This window comes from Paenibacillus artemisiicola, from assembly GCF_017652985.1.
GTDB lineage: Bacteria > Bacillota > Bacilli > Paenibacillales > Paenibacillaceae > Paenibacillus_Z > Paenibacillus_Z artemisiicola.
Window position 1 is genome coordinate 555,821 of sequence record NZ_JAGGDJ010000001.1, and the last position, 14,964, is coordinate 570,784.

A 14,964-nucleotide genomic window follows, 5' to 3' on the forward strand; every position below is an offset into this window, starting at 1 on the left:
GTATCCGAGATTTCAAAACGTTTGAATAATCGGTTGATTTCGCGTACGATCTAATCGATACAAACCTCGTCAATTTTAGGTCAAAGGTGGTTTTAAACGTGGGGTACACCATCAGTCAGGCCGCCGAACGGACGGGATTGACCGCCCATACGCTGCGCTTCTACGACAAGCAGGGCTTGCTTCCATTCGTGGACCGCACGCCGGCCGGCAACCGGGATTTTAAAGAGAGCGATTTCGAATGGCTCGGCGTCATCGCCTGCTTGAAGAACAGCGGCATGCCCGTCAAGCAGATCCGGCAATATATCGAATGGGGCATGGAAGGCGACGATACGCTGAAGCAGCGTCTCGCCGTGTTCAAAAACCATCGCAACGCGGTGCTGGAGAAAATCGCGGAACTGCAAGGGTATATGAGCAAAATCGATCAAAAGATTTGGTACTACAAGACCGCCATCGCGCATGGCACAACGGCCGTGCATGCCGAAACGGACTGCGTATTCACGGAGGCGCCATGAGGGTCGCGGCGCACCGGTCGAGCTGCCGCCGCAATGAAGCGAGATCGACAGGCTAGTGAGGGGAGAGGATGAGAAATGGCTCCGAAGCATATCGTGTCCGCGGCAACCATCGTCTTGAACGGACATGGAGAGATCCTGCTGATCAAAGGACCGAAGCGAGGCTGGGAAATGCCGGGCGGCCAGGTCGAGGAAGGCGAATCCGCAAGGGACGCCGCGATCCGGGAAACGCGCGAAGAGAGCGGGATCGAAATCGAAGTCACCCGATTTTGCGGCGTCTTTCAAAATGTGAGCGCTTGTATATGCAACCTCTTATTTCTGGGAAAGCCGGTCGGAGGAACGCTTACGACGACGCCCGAGTCGCTGGAAGTCGGCTATTATCCCATCGAAACCGCTTTGCGCATGGTCGAATGGGGGAATTTCAAGCAACGAATCGAGCTGTGTTTGAACGAAGCGCTTCAGCCCTTTTTTATCGAGTTCTCGATCCCGCTGAGGGACTGCTAGCGCGTTGCTGCCCCGTCCAGAAGGCGGCGCATAGACGCCTGCGAATCGGGACATTATGAAGCGAGAAATTCATGAACCGGAATCCATCGCGCGGCTTCCGGCCGCGTTGCAATGAACCGGCAAGAAAGGAAGCGGACAATGGCCAAATTGATCGTCATCTACGAGAAGCCGAAGGATGTCGAAGGCTTCGAAAAGCACTACTTCGGCGTACATATGCCGCTGGCGAAGAAATTCCCGAAACTGACCGGCGCCTCCGCGCTCCGCGTCGTGAGCGCCCAGAATACGGACCGGGAGCCGTATCTGGTCGTCGAGGCCGAATTCGAAAGCGCCGATGATCTCCGCGCGGCGCTGGCAAGCGCGGAAGGACAGGCAGTGACCGAAGACGTCGCGAATCTGATTCCTTACCTGCATCGTCCGCCCGTCATCCTGATTACGGAGTGAACGGCCGCTCGCGAACTTCGCCGGGCCAACTTTGTCCGCAGCAATCCTAAAGACCGGCCCGCTTGATCCCCGAGGGGAGCAGCGGGCCGGTCTTTCGTCCATTCATTCGGCGATGGCGTACGTCAAGGCTGTCGATTTTACAGCACCCGCCTCAAATCGCGCATCGCCTCGACCAGGATCGCCAGGAGCACCAGCAAGCCGGCGAACCGCTTGCCGATGGCGTTTCGCCGCAGGCAGCGCAGGGCTACGCTGAACGGCCAGCCCTTCCGGTACGCCAACAGCTCGAACAGTCCGAAGCCGGCGAACAATACCGCAGCGATGCTCGCGCAGACGACGTTCACGCGATGCCGGCGCGCTTCAAGGCTGCCAGCGTGATCGTCTTGGCGGTCGTTCCGCTGCCGTCCACGTTCGCGGCGAACACCCAGTCGTTCTTCCCGCGCTCGACGTAGCCCACGTACCAGCCGAGTCCCATGTCGGACAGGCGCGTGCCCGTCTTGCCGTGCACGGTGTAGTCGTCCTGATCGTTATCGATCATGATGCGCTTGACGGTCTTCATCGTCTGCTCCCGGAAAGGCAGCGTCTCCTCCACCAGCGCTTCCATGAACGCGGCTTGCTCGACCGCCGAGATTTTCAGCGAGCTGTCCAGCCAAAAGGTATCGATGCCGCCGCTGCTGTCCATATTGCCGTAATCCATGCGCGTCAAGTACTCCTTCATCCGCTCGGCCCCGATGTCCCGGGCCATCGCCTGGTAGTACCAGATCGCGGATTCCCGCATGGCCGAAGCCAGCGAATGGTCCCGGTTCCACGCCTCGAACGGCCGCACGACGCCGTCCCACCGCTTCACGTCGTATTCGTCCCGCACCGCGCCCGTTTCGAGACCGATCAGCGCGTTCGCGACCTTGAACGAAGACTCCGGCGTGAACCGTTGGACGCTGCGGCCGGAATTGCAGACGTAGACGCGATCCGTCTTCGCGTTTTTGACGATCAACGTCCCCTGCACGTCATGGAATAACGCCTCGCAAGGCAGCTTCGTTTCTTTCGGGGCGGCGATCGCGGGACTAGCGGCGCTTCCCGTCGTGCCGGCGAACAACAGGGCGGCGAGCGCCCAAACGATTCGGTTTTTCTTCTTCCGGGTTTTCAAGTTGCATTCCTCCTCGGGCTTCTTCATAATGACGATACGAATGGACGGGTATCGACAACACCGAGTATAAAGGAACGCGCGGCCGGGCCGCATCGCCGTTTTCGGCGATTGTACCCGTACAGCCGGCGGGAAGGAGCGTATGCGAAGATGCTGTACGAAGCGATCGTGAACCGGTATCTGCAGGAGATGAAGAACGGGACGCGGCGTCCGGGGGATAAGCTGCCGTCTATCCGGGAAGCGGCGGAGACGTTCGGCTGCAGCCGGAATACGGTAATTCGGGCGTACGAGGAACTTGCGAATCGGCATCGGATCTATTCCGTGCCCCAGAGCGGCTACTATGTCGCGCACCGGACCCCTGCGTGCGAAGGAGCCGGGGACGAAGCGGAGGAGCGGGACGTCATTGATTTCGCATGGGCCGGACCGGACCGCCGCGCGATGCCGTTCCGAGACTTCCAGCATTGCATGAACGAGGCGATCGAGCGCTACCGGGAGAATATGTTCACCTATTCGGAAGAGCAGGGACTCGCTTCGCTGCGGCTGCAGCTGGCCCGGCATCTGCGCGATTTGCAGGTGTTCACGGTTCCCGAGCGCGTCTGCGTCGTGACCGGCTCGCAGCAGGCGCTGCATTTGCTGTTGTGGCTGCCGTTTCCGAACGGCAAGCGGAACATCGTCGTGGAACAACCGGTGCACCCCGGCATGATCGAGTCGCTTCGCGGCTACGGGGGAGACGTGCACGGCATCCCGTACGGGGAAGGCGGCATGGATCTCGACCGGCTGGAAGCGCTGTTCCGGAACGGGGACGTCAAGTGCTTCTATACCGTCTCGCGGTTCCATAATCCGACCGGACACAGCCATACCAACCAGGCGCGCAAACGAATGGCGGAGCTGGCGCGGCGGTATGACGTGTATATCATCGAGGACGATTACATGGGCGATCTGGACGGCGATTCCAGGAACGATCCCATGTTCGCTTACGATGCGTCCGGCCGGGTCATTTACGTCAAAAGCTTCTCCAAGGTCATGCTTCCCGGCCTGCGACTCGGGCTGGCCGTGCTGCCGGACGAGCTGCGAGCGCCTTTCCTGCGGGCGAAGGCCGCGGCCGACGTGCATTCGCCTCTGCTGACGCAAGGAGCGCTCGAGGTCTACCTCGAGAGCGGCATGTTCGCCGCCCACATTGGCCGGATGCGCGACATCTACCGTCGCAAAGCGGTGCTGCTGCGTGAAGCCTATCGCAAGCATTTGCCGCCGGGGACCTTATATACCGGACCGTCCTCCGGCTTCTATTCCGCGATCAAGCTGCCGGCTCCGCTTCGCGCGCAGGCCGCGGCCGATCGCCTGCTGCGGCTCGGCGTGCGGGTCGATCCGGCGGAACGCATGTATTTGCCGGATTTCCGGCAGGAGGATGTCTTTCGGCTGAGCGTCTCGCAGGTGGACGAAACGCTCATCGAGCCCGGCGTTCGAAGGATCGGAGAGGGGATACGAGAATTGCTCCGCCAGCGGACGGAAGTGAGGTTCGTGGAACGGGGATAAGAGCGAATAGGCTGAATCCGCAAAAAATAGGGGATTCGGCTTTTTCGTTGCGGGCTTAAATTGACAAGCCGGAACGTTCGCTATATTATATGCTATAGCATGTACATGTGCCGATCATCAAACCGGCAAACAACGCGAGGTATCCTATGGAACTATTCGATCTCACCGGATTCCTGATCCACCGGACGGATATGAAATTAACGAACTACTTCATCAAGCAGCTGAAGCAGTACGAAGTGACGCCCGAGCAATTCGGGATCATCAGCGTGCTGGACGGCGACCGCGCGATGGCGCAGAAAGAAATCGCCGAGGCCATCGACCGGGATCAATCGACCGTCGTGCGGATGATCGCGTCGCTCGAGAAGAAAGGCATGGTGAAGCGGCTGCAAAACAGCCATGACAAGCGTTCCCATGACCTGTATCTGAGCGACAAAGGCATGCGCCTGAAAATGAACCTCTTCTCCGCGGTCAAGGAAGCACACGACCATATTACCCGGAATTTTAGCCAGGATGAACTTGCGCGGCTTCATGCGGCGCTTCATAAACTCTATCAAAGCGTGAAGGAGGATTAGCTTTTCGCATCATATACATGCTCTAGCATGCAGCTCATTCCGTGCCCGTACCGATCAACTTAAACGAAAGAGAGTGATTCCAATCGACACCGCGGTTATCATTGTTCAAGCCTTGTTGGGGATTTTCTTCATCTTCACGGGCACGACGATCGGTTCCGGCAAGATGGCCGATCAGTTCAAACGTCTGGGCCTGCCCTCCTTCTTCAATCTTCTGACCGGCTCCATCGAGCTTGCCGGGGCTGCCGGCATGATCGTCGGCATCTGGATCCCGGTCGCGGCGCTGCTGGCCGGACTGCTGCTCGGTTCGACCATGCTGGTCGCGGCATTCATGCTGGTCGCGCTGGCAAGAGATTCTTTTGTAAAAGCGCTTCCGGCCCTTATTTTGTGCATCCTGTCCTATGCGGTTGCGGCCGTGGTTTACATGCTATAGCATGTTGATCGGTCCAATGGCGCGAGCGGCGTCTTTATCTGGATTTTACCTTTGTCCTTCATAATAAAAGCGATAATTCCTTGTCCTTCGTATCAGACTAACGCATGCGAGCTGTCGGCGCGGACAGGGGGAAGACGCATCCACCAGAGGAGGAATAGCACCATGATCACCCAAGAAGCCGATGCCTTGATCATCGGGTTCGGCAAAGGCGGAAAAACGCTCGCGCCTTTCTTAGCCAAGCAGGGCTGGCGCGTCATCGTCGTCGAGCAGTCGCCGGCCATGTACGGAGGCACCTGCATCAATATCGGCTGCATTCCGACGAAGTCGCTCGTGCATGGCGCGGAGATCGCCGCTTCACGAGGGTATGTCGAATTCGCGGAGAAGGAACGCGCCTTCGAAGAAGCTTGGCGAACGAAGGAAGAGCTGGTGTCGTTCCTGCGGGGCAAAAATCACGATAACGTCGCCGGTCATCCCGGTATCCGATTGATCACCGGACAAGCTTCTTTCGTCTCGCCTCACGAGGTGATCGTCACGATGCAGGAGAGCGAAGCGATTACGATCAGAGCCGACCGGATATTCATCAATACCGGTGCCGTACCGGCCATGCCCGCCGTCGAAGGCGACAGCCGGCGTCTCTACAACAGCACCACGCTGCTCGGCTTGAACAAGCTGCCGCGCCGCATGGCCATTATCGGCAGCGGCTTTATCGGCTTGGAGTTCGCGTCGATGTACGCCAACTTCGGCACGGAGGTCACGGTGATCGAGCGGGGGCCGGAGCTTCTGAAACGGGAGGATGCGGACGTGCGGGAAGCCGTTCGGCAGGCGCTTGAAGCCTTGGGCGTTCGCTTCCTGTTCTCCAGCCGCGTGGAGCGCATCCGGGACGATGCATCGGCCGCGGTCCTGTCGATCCGGGATGAAGCGGGCGATTCCCGCTCCTTGGAAGCCGACGTCGTGCTCTTCGCGACGGGCAGGCAACCGAATACGGCTTCGCTGGCGCTGGAGCGGGCGGGCGTCCGCGTGACGGAGAAAGGGTTCATCGCCGTCGACGATACCCTGCGCACGAACGTGCCGCATATATGGGCGATCGGGGACGTCAATGGCGGACCGCAGTTTACGTATATCTCGTTGGACGATTATCGCATTATCCGCAATCACTTGTTCGGGGACGGCTCACGTTCGCGGCAGGATCGCCTCCACGTCCCGACCTCCGTCTTCATCACGCCGGTATTCGCGAAGGTCGGCATGACCGAAGAGGAAGCCGCAAAGGCGGGATTTCGGGTCAAAGTCGCGAAATTGCCGCTTACGGCTTCGCCGCGCGCGCGGATTCTGCGGCAGACGACCGGCTTTTATAAAGCCGTCGTCGATGAAGAAACCGGCCGAATACTAGGCGCTGCCCTGTTCGGCGAGGAAGCCGGGGAGATCATCAATGCGATCGCGCTCGCGATGGACACGGAACAGACGCACGAATCGCTTCGGGACCGGATCTACACGCATCCGAGCATGACCGAGACGTTGAACGACTTATTCGCGCAGCTATAAGCGACAAAAACACCGTCCATTCCCGGCAAAGCCGGTTGTGGACGGTGTTTTTCTTCGGATTGGATCGGACGCGGATTATTTCGCCGCCGCTTTCGCCGAGTAGACGTTGATATGGTCGATGTGCGCGATTTTGCCTTTGACGACCGTGCCGGGGCCGACGAATTTCAGCTCGTACGCCGCGGAAGGGTGGTAGACGTAGATTTTGTCCGTGCCGTTCCAGCGCACTTCCTTCGGCATGCCGAGCGTCTTGATGACGGATGCGAACGTCAGCGACTTGATGCCGACCGTCTGGTCGACGGATTGGCCGAAGTTGCGCAGGTCGTAGATCACGCCCGCTTTGTTCACGCCGAACCCGAACGCGCCGCGGCCCATGCCGAAGTTGTAGAACTCGTAATGGTTGCCCTTCTGGCTGCCGCCCGTATCCGGCGTGCCCCATTTGTAATGGACCGCGGAGATCGGCGTTTTGCCGGCAATGGCCTGCAGGCCCGGAATCTGTCCTTTTTTCGCCAAGTCGTAAATCGACTTGATGTAGACGCTGCCGGTTTCCGCTTTCAGGCTCGACGCGATGGATGCGCTCGTCGCTTGCGCCGCGTTGGCTTGAGGGCCGGCCGCGAACGTGACGGCGCCTGCCGTGATGAGTCCTGCGAGGGCAAGCTTGCCCCATGTTTTCCAAACCGGTGTCGTCGTTGCTGCGTTCTTCATCTATATTCACCTCTTCGTAGTAGTGGGGGATAAGGGACGTTGTCGGCTTACATGCTCATCTTACCTTGGGCGCCCGCGGAGTGCGTTACAAAAGCGTAACGAAAAAGTAACAACAAAGTAACGACGGTTCAAGACGCGGCGAGCGAAGCGAGAACTGCCTGCGCGTTGCGGATTTCATGCCGCATTGTTCATGGAATCTTCAAAGGAACGAGGAGCGCATGCCGAGGGAATGGATACAATAAAAGTAACGAATCGTTCTGCAAGCGCTTCATGTCCGCCGTATTCAGCTTCGCGCGGATCGATCCCGTCGACTAACGGAACAGGCGGTGAGCTTATGCTTTTTGGCCCTAACAAGCGAAAGAAAAAGCATTCTCAAACGGATGGAGCCGTGGCGCCTCCCGGCGACGCGCGGATCGAGGCCGACGTCGAAGCGGCACGCGAGACCGGGCAAGCGGAAGCGGAAGCGCCGGCGAGGAACTATTGGAACGCGGGCGTGACCGTTCACGACTGGGTCAGCGAAATCTTCCGGGAAGAATGGAAGAAAGGCGCCTTTGACGACTTGGCGGGCAAAGGCAAACCGATCGAAGTGCCGTCGGGCGACGTGACGAACAGCCTGCTTCGCCAGTCGAACTTCCTGCCGGGATGGCTGACGCTGCAGCACGAAATCAGGGACCGTTTGCGGCTTTGGCTCCAACGGACCGGCAGCGACGGCGATCCAGCGCTCGAGCGCGACCTGCGCGAGATTAACGCGATGATCGTCAGGTACAATACCATGGTGCCTCATGCGGCCTTGCAGAAGCCGACGGTCACGAAAGAGAACGCGAGCCGCCAGCTCGGGCATTGGGAGTAGGCCGGGGCTGCGCGCGCGCATGCAGAAAGAAGACGCGTCATTCGCGGCTTCTTTCTTTTGGATGGAAACGGCACAATTCGCCGGCGTTCCGTTATAATTGAAGTGAACCGTTTACAAATCGCAGCACAGCTTGATTACAAAGGAGGCTGTATCGATGACCAACGGCTTAAACTGGATTTCGGCCGGTAAATTGGAAGCGCTTCAACAGGAAGGCGCGAAGGTGATACGGGGCGGCATCGCCGTTTTTTATCACGAAGGGCAAGTACGCGCGGTGGACAACCGCTGCCCGCACCTGGGATTCCCGCTTCACATGGGGAGCTTGTGCGACGGGATTTTGACCTGTCATTGGCATCATGCCCGCTTCGATATTTGCAGCGGCGGCACGCTCGATCCGTGGGCGGACGACGTGCCGTCGCATGCCGTACGAATCGACGACGGCGAAGTCTGGGTCAATCCGGTATCCGCAAGCGCGAAGGACGCGAACAACTACATGCAAAAGCTTCGGGAAGGCCTCGAGCAAAACATCGGCATCGTCATCGCGAAAGCCGTCGTCGGCCTGATCGAGGCAGGCGTGTCCGAGCAGCGCATCGCGCGGACCGGCATCGCGTTCGGGACGTCGCAAGGCACGGGCTGGAACGCCGGGCTCACCATCCTGACCGCGATGACGCGCATCGTCGGCAAGCTGGACAAGACCGGCAAGATTCTCGCCTTGTACCAAGGGCTCGTCCACGTCGCGCGAGCCAGCGCGGGCCGCGGAACCCGCCACTTGCTCTCGGCGCTGCCGTCCGCGGACGTTCCGGCCGAACGGTTGACCGAGTGGTATCGGACCTGCATCGAGGTGCGGGATACGCAGGGCGCCGAGAAGGTGCTGAACACCGCCGTGTCGGCGGGCATCGACGCGAAGCGGCTGGCCGACATGATGCTGATCGCCGCGACCGACCACTTCTACTTGGACGGCGGGCATGCGTTCGACTTCCATAACAAAGCGTTCGAAGCGTTGGAATGGGCGGAAGCCTCGCAGAAGGTGCGGATCCTGAGCTCGCTCGTTCCCATGATGGCCCGGCCGACGCGGAGCGAGGAGCTGCACCAGTGGCAGGCGCCGCTGAACCTCGTCGAGCCGATCCTTAACGCCGTTAAGGACATCGCGCGGCAAGCGGAGCAGACGAAGCTGGACGGCCGGCCGGCGCCGGCGAATGCCGCGTTCTCCGCCGAGGCGAAAACGCGGCTGCTGCAGCTGCTGCTCGGCGATGCGCCGGAGCAGACGATCGCGGCGCTGCGCGACCTGCTCCTGGCGGGCACGGCTCCGGCGCAGCTGGCGCAGCTCGTGGCCTTGGCCGCCGCGGAGCGGATCGTGCGCTTCCACACGCAAAACGATTTCGGCGATTGGGTCGCGGTGCTTCATACGTTCACGTACGCGCACGCCGTTCACGAACGGCTGCGTCAATCCGACGAGCCGCTGCTGCGGCGGGCGATCTTCCACGGCGCCGCCAGCGTCTATCTGGACCGGTTCCTGAACGTGCCGGCCGCCGCGCGGCCCAAGCCGTCCGGAGCCGCCGCGCCGGCCGACCATGGGGAGCTGCTCGATCTGCTCGACCGGCGCCAGCAGGTCGGACCGGCCGCGCAATGGGTCGCGGACTACCTGCACGGCGGCGGCGAACCGAATCCGCTGCTCAATACGCTCGGCCATGCGCTGCTGCGGGAGGACGCGGAATTTCATACGTTCCAGCTGTACGAGGCCGCGGTGGCCGAGTACGACCATTGGCGCGCCGAGGACGACCCGTTCGCGGAGAAGGCCCGCGAAACGATGCTGCTCGCCTGCACCCGCTACTTGGCGGCGCACGCGCCGACGGCGCGCGAACTCCCGCAAACCGCCAAGATCGCCTGGCGGCTGCATAAGGGCGAACGGCTGTTTGAAGAAGACTAGCGTCCCGCACGAATACTCCGCGCGCTTTGCGCGGAGTTTTTTTGCGTGCCCGTAATAGCCGCCGGCTTGGCCCATCTCGGCGTTAATGGTCGGCGCGATGATGTACGCGAACGGGAAGGGCGTCGGCGCGATCGCGCGCTTCAGCATGACCGCCGGTCCGCTGCTGCTCGCCGGGGTAGTCGCAACGCTTCTCTTGAACCTTCAGAATCTGCACGTCTCGCTGCTGCTGCCCGTGTATTACGATTCCGGAAGCATGCCGATTCTGAAGGGCTCGCTGACCAACGCGTCCTTTCTCGGCGAATCCATCCTGATCATGATGCTGACGCCGTTCTTGGCAAAGCCGGAAACGGCCCGCAAGCCGGTGCTGCTGGCGATCGGCCTGCCATCCTTGCTTGCGATCGCAACGGCGGCCATGGCGGCGGCCATGGCGGTGGCCACGTTCGGCGTCGAAATCGCGAGCTCCGTGTATTTTCCTTATTCCAGCATGGTGCGGTTTAACGAACCGCAATAAAGCCCGGCGCTTGGACGAGCGCCGGGCATTCGATTGTCCTCGCATGGCCGGCGCTCACGCCAGCGGCACGTAAATGTCCAGCTCCGCGTTCGGATCGCCTTCCTTGTGGCGGCCGTCGTAGCGCTCGAAGTCGAACCCGCCGCCTTCCGGCAAGCCGCGGAGCCGCTCGCCCGAAGCCGGAAGCCAGCCGCGGTAGATGAAATCGAACGTCTCGCCGAGCAGCTCCGTCGAGCCGATGTGCGTGAAGATCGCGTAGCGTCCGCCCGGAATCGTGCGGAAGACGATCCCCTCGACGCCCGCCGCGGGCGCGGCGGCTACTTCCACGCCGGCGAGGTAAGCGAAGCTGCCTCCGCGCCGTACGGCCGCCGGTTCATACAGCTCCAGTCCATAGCAGACATGCTCGTTCGTCTTGTCCGGAATGCGCGGCCATCGCGCGCCGAACGCGGTCCAGGCTTGGGCGATGTTGCGGTCCTGCGACGTATCGGTCAAGCAGACGACGCCGGCTACGGTGCGCGCGGCAAGCTCGGCGAATCGGGGTTGGTGCACGGTGCAATCCCTCCTCCTGAATTGGCGGGGGGAGGTGCCGAACATGCGCGCGAACGAACGAATGAACGACGGCTGGCTTCCGTAGCCGGCATCCAGCGCGATCCGGGTCCCGTCCCGATCCGTGCGGCGCAGCTCGCGGGCGGCGCCGGCAAGCCGCCGGACGCGCACGTAGCGGCCGAACGTTTCCCCGGTCCAAGCCTGGAACAACCGGTGAAAATGAAACGGCGAATACCCGGCGAAGCGCGCCGCGGCCTCCAGCGATAACCCCTCGTCGCGCAAATTAGCCGCGACATAGTCCAGGGCGCGCCGCATCGCCCCTCGTTGTTCCTCGACCATCTCTTGTTCTCCGGTCATCTCCTCACCCCCTGCGTTTAAGATACCTGGTTTGCGGCGAGCGCGATTGCCTTTTCTTGCGAATCGTCTTGCGCCGGCCGGCAAGCGCATGTCAGGAAAACGTCACGCCGAACCCTGTATGCTAGGCCCAATCGCGGACCCATTTTTTCATCTCGAGCAGGATGCCGCTGAACGCTTCGCCCTTCGCCGTCAAGCGGTACTCGACCGTCGGCGGGACCGTGGCGTGGATTTCGCGGATGACGACCTGGTTGTCCTCCAAGTGGCGCAGCGTCTCCGTCAGCGACTTGGAGCTGATGCCGGCAATGGCGCCCTTAAGCTCGGTGAACCGCTTCATGCCGTGAAAGAAGAGTTCGCGAATGACGAGAAACGACCATTTGCCGCCGATGATGCGCAGGGATTGCTCGATCTCGCACTCGCGCCTTTCCGTATGTCCCATGGTTGCATGCCTCCTATGCAGTGGTGAACGATTTACGTCTACAAGATTCGCAGGATCCGGCCGATTTTCCTGCCAATAGTCACCCCAAGGTAACAAACTATGATTAATGTGCGTACTTCCGGCGGCGGGAAAGATCGATTATGATGAGGCAGACCGCTACTAGGAGGAGGTGCGCCATGTATACGAGGAAGCTGGGCAAGACGGGAATCGACGTATCGGAAATCGGATTCGGCGCATGGGCGATCGGCGGCGACGCCTGGGGGCCGGTCGACGACGCGCAGTCCTTGCGGGCGATGGAAGCCGCGGCGGAGCTGGGCGTCAACTTCATCGATACGGCGGACGTATACGGCAACGGACGGAGCGAGACGCTGGTGGCCAAGCTGATCGAGGGCAGGCGGGACAAGCTGGTCGTCTCGACGAAGGGCGGCCTGATGGGCCATCACCGCGATCCGCGGGGAGAACCGGTTTACGGTCAGCCCGCCAAAGTGATCGAGGCGTTCGAGAACAGCCTGCGGCGGCTGGGGACCGACTATATCGACGTCTACTTCTGCCATCTCTGGTGGGACAAGACGGAAGAGACCGAGGCGTTCATGGACGCGTTCGCGCAACTGAAGCGCGACGGCAAGGTACGCGCGGTCGGCGTCTCGACGGAGAACTTCGACTACATCAAGCATTTCAACCGCGACGGCGGACTGGATGCCGTTCAGCTCGACTACAGCATCCTGAACCGGTCCGTCGAGCGGGAGGTGCTCCCGTACTTGCAGGAGCAGGGCATCGGCGCCGTGGTCCGCGGCCCGCTCCGGATGGGGATGCTGACCGGGAAGTTCCAAGCCGCCACGACGTTCCCCGAAGGCGATATCCGGCGTAACTGGCCGAACGAAGCTTGGTTTGCCGAGAGCCTGTCCAAGGTCGAGGCGCTGAAAGGGCTGGCGCACGGGGAGCGCACGCTGTCGCAGGCCGCGCTTCGCTTCGTGCTGAACCATCCGGCCGTCTCCGTCGCGATTCCCGGCGCCAAGACCGCCGAGCAAGCCGCGCAAAACGTCTCCGCTTCCGCGCGGCCGTTATTGTCGGAGGACGACATGCGCATTATCGATCAGATCCAAGCTGGATAATCACGGAGGTGCGATAACGATGAAAGTATTGGTAACCGGCGCATCCGGCAACGGGGGACAAGCGGTATGCCGAGCCCTGCTGCGGGCGGGCCATCAAGTCAGAATGGCGGACGTCATGCCCGCGAAAGCGGCTGATCTGGCCGCGGCCGAGTTTGTCCGCTGCGACACGCGGACGGTCACGGACGTCCGGGAGGCCGTCCGGGGCATGGACGGCGTCATCCATTTGGCGGCCTGGCACTGCGCCCATCAACCGCCGGTCAGCGACGATACGATCTTCGCGGTCAACGTGGACGGGACGTACAACGTGCTGGAGGCATGCAGGAAAGAAGGCATCCGCTCGATCGTCTACGCCTCGTCGATGGCCTACGGCTGGTGGTCGGTCTACGGCGTCAGCAAAGTCATCGGCGAAGACCTGTGCCGCGCTTATCACGAGATGACGGGCGCCTCGATCGCGATGCTTCGCTATCACGAATTCATCCCGCGGCCGTACCTGGAGTTCGGCGCGCGGCTCCTCCGCAACGGCGTGGACCGCAGGGACGTCGCGTCGGCTACGGTCCTGTCGCTGGAAGCCGCCGCGAGCGAGGCGTTCGGCCTGTTTCGGACGATCGTCCATACCGACCATGGCATGCCCGAGGACGTAAGGGCCGATTTCGCGCGTTTAGGACCCGAATGGTGCGAACGGCAGCTGCCGGGAGGGGCGGCGCTGCTGGAACGGTACGGCATCGAGCTGCCGAAGGAAGTCGAGCAGCACGATCTGTCCGAAGCGAGCCGGGTACTCGGCTGGCAGCCGCGGGTCGGCTTCCTCGACTTCCTGCGGGACTTGAAGCGCCGGGAGGAGCAAGGGCTTGAGATCCGCGAACTGTTCGTGCCTTCCGAGCTTCCCGGGGAGGACGCATAACGCAGGGTAGCCGCATGCTTAAAGCGCCGATAACGGCGCTTTTTTTATTTTCCGGGCCCGAAGCAGTCCTTCAGACCGCGCCCGATGCTTGAAGCGCTGCGGCAAGCTGTTGTAAGTCAGCCCATTCCAGGTCATATTACAAGCGAGCGCGTAAGGACGGTTTCAATAGAGCAAGGGGGGGATCCGCGCGTGAACAAGCTCTTCTTCCGATCGTTAACCGGCGCGTTCCTTCTGCTCGGGCTCTTCCTCGCCTTGGCGGTCACGATCGGCAGGCATCATATCGCCGCCTTCGACAGCCGGGTGACGGAAGCGGTATCGCGCTTGGCTTCGCCGGCCATGACGGCCGTCATGATAGCCTTCACGGCCGCCGGATCCGGTCCGTGCGTCACGCTGCTGTCGCTGCTGGGCGTGCTCGTCCTGTTCGCGCTCGGCTACCGCCGCGAATTGATCTTCTTCGTCGGCGTCATCGTCTGTTCCGGCTTGCTGAACGTCCTGCTGAAAGCCCTGTTCAGGCGGACGCGGCCGGATTTGCACCGCATCATCGACGCGGCGGGGTACAGCTTTCCGAGCGGGCACTCGATGTCGGCGTTCACGCTGTACGGCGTCACGATTTACTTTCTGTGGAAGCACGCGCGCCATGCCGGGCTTCGAACGGCGCTGCTGCTTGGCGGGATCGCGATGACCGCGTGCATCGGCATCAGCCGGATCTATCTCGGGGTTCATTATCCGAGCGACGTCGCGGGCGGATATATCATCAGCGCTTCGTGGCTCGCGGCAAGCATCGGCTCTTACGAACGGTTTCTAAAAGAACGGTGGTCGAAGAAGCTTCCTCGGCCAAGGTCCGATTTCGGTTGACCGGGGACGCGGGAACGTTTGCAAAGAGCTGGGCAATAGCAGGAGCTTGCGTGCCTCGGGGCGCGCGAGCTCCTTTTCGCATGCCATTCCAAAATAATTTTGGAGGGCGA

General features: G+C 61.3%; 18 protein-coding genes. 13 read left to right on the top strand and 5 right to left on the bottom strand.

The features are described 5' to 3' along the window. Positions 1 to 98 precede the first annotated feature (98 nt). The 3 genes from I8J29_RS02470 to I8J29_RS02480 all read left to right on the top strand — a co-directional run bounded on the left by I8J29_RS02470 (position 99) and on the right by I8J29_RS02480 (position 1,454). A complete protein-coding gene (locus tag I8J29_RS02470; protein ID WP_208845990.1) occupies positions 99 to 512 on the top strand; it encodes a MerR family transcriptional regulator in 414 nt (137 codons plus the stop codon). 75 nt (positions 513 to 587) lie between these two features. Beyond that, complete coding sequence (locus I8J29_RS02475; protein ID WP_208845991.1) at positions 588 to 1,013, top strand: NUDIX hydrolase; 426 nt, start codon at positions 588 to 590, stop codon at positions 1,011 to 1,013. Positions 1,014 to 1,151: 138 nt separating this feature from the next. Then, positions 1,152 to 1,454, top strand: a complete 303-nt coding sequence (locus I8J29_RS02480; RefSeq protein ID WP_208845992.1) for an EthD family reductase — start codon at positions 1,152 to 1,154, stop codon at positions 1,452 to 1,454. Positions 1,455 to 1,591: 137 nt separating this feature from the next. Here I8J29_RS02480 and I8J29_RS02485 read toward each other — a convergent pair whose 3' ends face one another. Then, positions 1,592 to 1,795, bottom strand: coding sequence for a hypothetical protein (locus tag I8J29_RS02485; protein ID WP_208845993.1), 204 nt, complete (start codon positions 1,793 to 1,795; stop codon positions 1,592 to 1,594). Continuing rightward, the gene (blaOXA, locus tag I8J29_RS02490) at positions 1,792 to 2,595 is read right to left on the bottom strand and encodes a class D beta-lactamase (RefSeq protein ID WP_240545827.1); all 804 of its coding nucleotides are present in this window, start codon (positions 2,593 to 2,595) and stop codon (positions 1,792 to 1,794) included. The genes I8J29_RS02485 and blaOXA overlap by 4 nt, the downstream gene beginning before the upstream one ends. Positions 2,596 to 2,742: 147 nt before the next feature. Here blaOXA and I8J29_RS02495 point away from each other — a divergent pair, with 147 nt between their 5' ends. The 4 genes from I8J29_RS02495 to I8J29_RS02510 all read left to right on the top strand — a co-directional run bounded on the left by I8J29_RS02495 (position 2,743) and on the right by I8J29_RS02510 (position 6,666). Next, a complete protein-coding gene (locus I8J29_RS02495) occupies positions 2,743 to 4,125 on the top strand; it encodes an aminotransferase-like domain-containing protein (protein WP_208845995.1) in 1,383 nt (460 codons plus the stop codon). A 146-nt stretch (positions 4,126 to 4,271) separates the two neighbouring features. Continuing rightward, positions 4,272 to 4,697, top strand: a complete 426-nt coding sequence (locus I8J29_RS02500) for a MarR family winged helix-turn-helix transcriptional regulator (protein WP_208845996.1) — start codon at positions 4,272 to 4,274, stop codon at positions 4,695 to 4,697. 76 nt (positions 4,698 to 4,773) lie between these two features. After that, entirely contained in the window at positions 4,774 to 5,127 is a 354-nt protein-coding gene (locus I8J29_RS02505; protein WP_338113022.1) for a DoxX family protein, read from the top strand. 162 nt (positions 5,128 to 5,289) lie between these two features. Next, a complete protein-coding gene (locus tag I8J29_RS02510) occupies positions 5,290 to 6,666 on the top strand; it encodes an FAD-dependent oxidoreductase (protein ID WP_208845997.1) in 1,377 nt (458 codons plus the stop codon). 75 nt (positions 6,667 to 6,741) lie between these two features. Here I8J29_RS02510 and I8J29_RS02515 read toward each other — a convergent pair whose 3' ends face one another. Then, on the bottom strand, positions 6,742 to 7,368 hold the full coding sequence (locus I8J29_RS02515; RefSeq protein ID WP_208845998.1) for a YjgB family protein: 627 nt from the start codon (positions 7,366 to 7,368) through the stop codon (positions 6,742 to 6,744). Positions 7,369 to 7,756: 388 nt separating this feature from the next. On the opposite strand from I8J29_RS02515, the gene I8J29_RS02520 reads away from it, so the two are divergent. The 3 genes from I8J29_RS02520 (at position 7,757) to I8J29_RS02530 (ending at position 10,653) form a co-directional block, all read left to right on the top strand. Next, positions 7,757 to 8,218: a DnaJ family domain-containing protein gene (locus I8J29_RS02520; RefSeq protein ID WP_208845999.1), complete on the top strand. Its 462-nt coding sequence runs from the start codon at positions 7,757 to 7,759 to the stop codon at positions 8,216 to 8,218. A gap of 154 nt (positions 8,219 to 8,372) precedes the next feature. After that, positions 8,373 to 10,142 carry a Rieske (2Fe-2S) protein gene (locus I8J29_RS02525; protein WP_208846000.1) on the top strand — a complete coding sequence of 590 codons (1,770 nt, stop codon included), beginning with the start codon at positions 8,373 to 8,375 and terminating at the stop codon, positions 10,140 to 10,142. Between the two features lie 73 nt (positions 10,143 to 10,215). Then, the gene (locus I8J29_RS02530) at positions 10,216 to 10,653 is read left to right on the top strand and encodes a GerAB/ArcD/ProY family transporter (RefSeq protein ID WP_338113024.1); all 438 of its coding nucleotides are present in this window, start codon (positions 10,216 to 10,218) and stop codon (positions 10,651 to 10,653) included. Positions 10,654 to 10,707: 54 nt separating this feature from the next. Here I8J29_RS02530 and I8J29_RS02535 read toward each other — a convergent pair whose 3' ends face one another. Together I8J29_RS02535 and I8J29_RS02540 are read right to left on the bottom strand one after the other, a co-directional pair. Next, complete coding sequence (locus I8J29_RS02535; RefSeq protein WP_208846002.1) at positions 10,708 to 11,553, bottom strand: AraC family transcriptional regulator; 846 nt, start codon at positions 11,551 to 11,553, stop codon at positions 10,708 to 10,710. Between the two features lie 121 nt (positions 11,554 to 11,674). Further along, positions 11,675 to 11,989, bottom strand: coding sequence for a winged helix-turn-helix transcriptional regulator (locus tag I8J29_RS02540; protein ID WP_090636909.1), 315 nt, complete (start codon positions 11,987 to 11,989; stop codon positions 11,675 to 11,677). 176 nt (positions 11,990 to 12,165) lie between these two features. Between I8J29_RS02540 and I8J29_RS02545 the strand changes: the two genes are divergently transcribed. From I8J29_RS02545 to I8J29_RS02555, 3 genes are all read left to right on the top strand, one after another. Continuing rightward, the gene (locus I8J29_RS02545; RefSeq protein WP_208846003.1) at positions 12,166 to 13,101 is read left to right on the top strand and encodes an aldo/keto reductase; all 936 of its coding nucleotides are present in this window, start codon (positions 12,166 to 12,168) and stop codon (positions 13,099 to 13,101) included. A 19-nt stretch (positions 13,102 to 13,120) separates the two neighbouring features. Continuing rightward, complete coding sequence (locus I8J29_RS02550; protein ID WP_208846004.1) at positions 13,121 to 13,999, top strand: NAD-dependent epimerase/dehydratase family protein; 879 nt, start codon at positions 13,121 to 13,123, stop codon at positions 13,997 to 13,999. 189 nt (positions 14,000 to 14,188) lie between these two features. After that, entirely contained in the window at positions 14,189 to 14,854 is a 666-nt protein-coding gene (locus I8J29_RS02555) for a phosphatase PAP2 family protein (RefSeq protein ID WP_208846005.1), read from the top strand. Positions 14,855 to 14,964: the final 110 nt, after the last annotated feature.